Consider the following 4,652-nt stretch of genomic DNA (forward strand, 5'->3'; position numbering starts at 1 on the left):
GTCTCCGACGATGAGTTTCAAGCGCTCAATATCAAACCCGGTAAGTTTCATGGCGATTGGAACTATACGCTTCTTCCTCGCTCTTAATCGGTAACTTAATTCTTGCCCATGCCTTAACAGCTCCGAAATCGGCTTCTTTGTCAAAGCCTGGAACCAAGTGACTGCCCGCACCAGTATAAACCCCACGGTATGGAACCATATCGTCGGCACCTATGACGGAAGTCGAGTGCGCATCTATGTCAATGGCATCGAAGGCACCGCCGCGCCTTTTGCCGGGCCACTCTTTCATGGGGGTTCACTGCTGCTGGGCCGACTGCCGGGCAGCGGCAATCGGCAAAACATCGATGAAGTACAATTCTTCAATCCTGCGCTGTCGAGTACAGAAGTCCAGTCACTCTATATCGGCTCCTCACCGCCTGCGGATACCGCTCCACCAGTCCGTACCAATGCTTCACCTACGGGAACTCTGGTCGCTGGCACGACTCAGACCACGCTGACGCTGAGCACGAATGAAAGCGCCACGTGCCGCTATGGCACCACAGCCGGAACGAGTTACGCAGCCTTGCCCAATGTTTTTTCTACTACTGGTAGCGCATCGCACCAGGTCACTGTCAGTGCGCTCCAGAACGGTCAGAATTATACGTTCTACGTGCGCTGTCAGGATAGTACTGGCAATGCCAACCCTGATGACTTCCTGTTAGCTTTTGCAGTCGCTTCTCCTCCCCCTGCAGATACGACCCCGCCAGTCCGGTCCAATGCTTCGCCCACAGGGACCCTTGCCGCCGGCACGACTCAGACCACGCTGACGCTGAGCACGAATGAAAGCGCCACCTGTCGCTATAGCACTACAGCCGGAACGAGTTACACGGCCTTGCCCAACGCCTTTGCTACCACCAGCGGAGTGTTGCACAGTGTCACAGTGAGTGCACTGGAGAACGGCCAGAGCTACTACTTCTATGTTCGGTGTCAGGATAGTAGCGGCAACGCCAACCCGAACGACTTCCTCCTGGCCTTCGCGGTCGCCGCAGAGCCGGTGTTCAATCAGCATCTGCGTGGCTACTGGAAGTTTGATGAAGGAACAGGAACTACGGTAGCGGATGCGTCAGGCAATGGTTATGGAGGCGCGCCGTCTAGTGCGACGGGGTGGACGACCGGTAAAGTAGGCATGGCGCTGGCAGCCAGCGCCAGCGCGACGGTTGCCCGTAGTGTCGCGTTTGAACCGTCGCAATTGACATTTGCGTTGTGAGCGAAAGCAGCAGGTGCCCCGGTTGCGTACGAAGGTGTCGCTGGCAAAACTTCCTCCAGCAATTGGGCGGACGGCTACGGCTTGTATTACACCAACAGTGCGGAAATCCGCTTCTTTGTCAGCGCTTGGAACCGCGGTGTTGCTCGCGCCAGCATTAACCCCACGGTGTGGAATCACATTGTTGGTACCTATAACGGCAGCCGTGTACAGATTTACGTCAATGGAGTTGAAGGTACGGCAGCAAATTTTACTGGTCCGTTTCCTCATGGCGGCACTTTGCTCTTCGGCAAGCTCCCTGGCGGCAGCAGTCGGCACAACCTGGATGAAGTGCAGTTTTTCAATCGTGCGCTGTCACCCACGGAAGTGCAGTCGCTGTACAGCAGCTTCTTTCCACCAGTGGATACGGCTGCGCCGCTGCGCACCAACGGTGCACCTACTGGCACGTTAGCGACTGGCACTATACAGACCACGCTCGCCTTGAGCACCAATGAAAATGCGACATGTCGCTACGGGACCGCGGCAGGGGCGAGTTATACGACCTTGCCCCATGTGTTCAGTGCCACTGGCGGTGTGTTACACGATGTCACAGTAAGTGCACTGCAGAATGGCCAGAGTTACACCTTTTACGTTCGGTGCCAGGATAGCACTGGTAACACCAACCCCGACGACTTTCTCTTGACTTTCGCCGTCGCGGCTCCACCTCCGCCTCCGCCCGACACGACCCCACCGGTCATTTCCAATGTGAGCGGCTCAGAGATAACCAGTTCGGGCATTACGATCACGTGGCTGACCGATGAGCCCTCAGATACACAAATTGAATATGGTCCGACTGCTGCCTATGGTCAGGTGACAGTGCTCGACAATGTGCACGTGATAGGCCATTCCACTCAACTCTCCGGCCTTGCTGCCAACACGACGTACCACTACCGCGTCCATTCTCGCGATGCAGCCGGGAATCGCTCGACTTCCAACGCTTTCATGTTCACGACTGACACAGCGGCAGGGCCACCATCCGCTATGGGACCCCTCACCGTCAACCCAGTGAATCCGCGCTATTTGATGGACGGTACCGGCAAAATCGTCTTCCTGGCCGGCTTAGCCGACGGGTGGGAATTGCAAGATTTTGCCTGGACTGAAGGAACCGCAACGCTCTTTGATTACACCAGTTATCTGGATTACTTCCAGTCGCGGAATCTCAACCACATTCGCATGTGGGTCGTAGAACATACAAAGGTACGAGACGCGGATCTCTATTTAACCACGCCGATGCCTTTTGTTCGCACAGGGCCGGGTCTCGCCAATGACGGCCTGCCCAAATTCGACCTCACCCGATTCAATCAGGAATACTTTGACCGTCTCCGAAACCGTGTCATCGCTGCACGGAACCGCGGCATCTATGTCACGGTCATGCTTTTTGACTACATCGGGTCAATTTCCTGGCCCTGGAATATGTATAACTTTGCCAACAACATTAACTATGTGAATGATAATTATACGCTGACGAATCCGACGATCACTATTGAAGAGGCCTACCTGCGAAAAGTTATCGATACCGTCAACGATCTCGATAACGTGATCTACGAAATTTGCAATGAATGTCCGGTGTCCGCGAAAGATTGGCAGTACTACTTGGCAAACTACATCAAGAGCTATCAAGCGACCAAGCCGCAGCAGCACCCTGTCATGATCTCCTACTTCGCCGCCGGAAGAGCGGGCACCATGGCCGCGCTCTATGCTAGTCCAGCTGACATCATCGCAGCTGGGGACGACGGCGGTGTGTTCGACTACGAACGGAACCCACCAGCGAGTGACGGGCGAAAAGTCGTGATTGCCGATAGCGATCACATTACCGGCGATCTCCTCAAAGATCGCTTTTGGCCGTGGAAGTGTTTCACCCGGGGACTCTACCCAATGTACATGGATCGATTCACACCGGAGCGCTATGACCCAGTCAACAATACATTTGTCGTGGAGCCTTTTGACCCACTGCGCGAAGGCGTGCGGGTCGCCCTGGGGCGAGCCAAGCGCTATGCCGATAGAATGGACCTCGCTCATGCGATTCCCCGGAATGATCTGTGCTCAACGCAATACTGCCTGGTTAAGCCAGGGTCAGAATACCTGATCTACCTGCCGCCCGAGGCGAATTTTTCTGTGAGTGTCGATCTGACCACCGCACCTGGAGCATACAGCGTAGAGTGGTTTAACCCCGTCGCCGACGAGACACGCTCAGGCGGGACAATAGCCGGAGGGACAGTCGTTTCGTTAACCTCTCCGTTCCCGACCTGGGACTCGGTATTGTATTTGCGCAAGCAATAATGCTCGTCTTTTTTTTGCTTTCCGCGAAAGGTGTGATAGAGGAACAACATCTCACGTCAGTTGAATGAAGGAGGTGTCGTATGCCGTACGCAAAACGTGCTGGGGTCAACATCTATTATGAAAGCTATGGAAAAGGAACGCCGATTGTCTTTCTGCACCCGTTCTCGACCAATGGCTACATTTGGTATTTTCAAAGCTTCGCATTCGCGCAGAGCCATCAATGTGTGGTGATCGACGAACGTGGGCACGGACGATCAGACAAACCGCAACAGGGCTATGCAATCAAAGAAATGGCTGCTGATGTCGTCGCGGTCATGGACGAGCTGAAGATCGACAAAGCCATCCTGGTGGGCAACTCGATTGGCGGCATGTTGACCATGCAGACCAACCTCGACAATCCTAACCGGGTGTTAGCCAATGTCATCGTCAGCAGTGGGACGAACCTCGCATCGGGCATGCCAGAGGAAGCAAAAGTCGCTTTTCAAAAAGATCCAGCAGGAACGATGGGAGCACTCCTCGAAGGTGCCTTTTCCGCCAAAACCAAGCGGGAACGACCAGAACTCGTCGAACTCATGCGGGCAAGCTTCAATGTCGAAGATAACTTTCCGCGCCACACGTTTCTTGCTTCGATCACTGATCCAGGAGGAGTCTTTAACTGGAACATCAGCGATCAGCTCAAGAACATTCGCAAGCCAACGTTGATCTTCGCTGGGGAAGAAGATCAAGCGACCCCCGTTGCGGCCAATAAATTCCTCGCCGACAACATCCCCGGTGCACAGTTACGTGTACTCAAAGACATTGGTCATTTCTATCAGCTCGAAAGTCCCGCGGCGTTTAATAAGGAGTTAGCGCAGTTTGTAAAACAAGTGGCGCAGTAGAAATCAATTGAACCACAGCAGATAGACTCAGTGGAGCTGTCACTCTGAGTGGAGCGAGGGCCTCTCAGAGAGGTTTTTTTCCTCGCTGCTCAGAAACACACTCTCAGGCCGAGACGGGCTGGGGGAGGAGCGTGAACCCCAACCGGGCGGCGGTCCGTTTGAGGTGGCGAAGGGTGCGTTGACGCAGGTGTTCATCATAGGCTTCCCAGCTC

At 54.6% G+C, this 4,652-nt stretch carries 3 protein-coding genes; all 3 read left to right on the top strand.

Features of this window, described 5'->3' with window-relative positions:
• The first annotated feature begins 127 nt into the window (after window positions 1-127).
• Entirely contained in the window at window positions 128-1,246 is a 1,119-nt protein-coding gene (locus FJ147_27400) for a LamG domain-containing protein (GenBank protein MBM4259611.1), read from the top strand.
• An 81-nt stretch (window positions 1,247-1,327) separates the two neighbouring features.
• Window positions 1,328-3,562: a hypothetical protein gene (locus FJ147_27405; protein ID MBM4259612.1), complete on the top strand. Its 2,235-nt coding sequence runs from the start codon at window positions 1,328-1,330 to the stop codon at window positions 3,560-3,562.
• Between the two features lie 80 nt (window positions 3,563-3,642).
• Window positions 3,643-4,440 (top strand): alpha/beta hydrolase, encoded by a 798-nt coding sequence (locus FJ147_27410; GenBank protein ID MBM4259613.1) that lies wholly within the window; start codon window positions 3,643-3,645, stop codon window positions 4,438-4,440.
• The last annotated feature ends 212 nt before the right edge of the window (window positions 4,441-4,652 follow it).

It is taken from the genome of Deltaproteobacteria bacterium, assembly GCA_016874775.1.
In the GTDB taxonomy this organism is placed as follows: domain Bacteria; phylum Desulfobacterota; class Binatia; order Bin18; family Bin18; genus VGTJ01.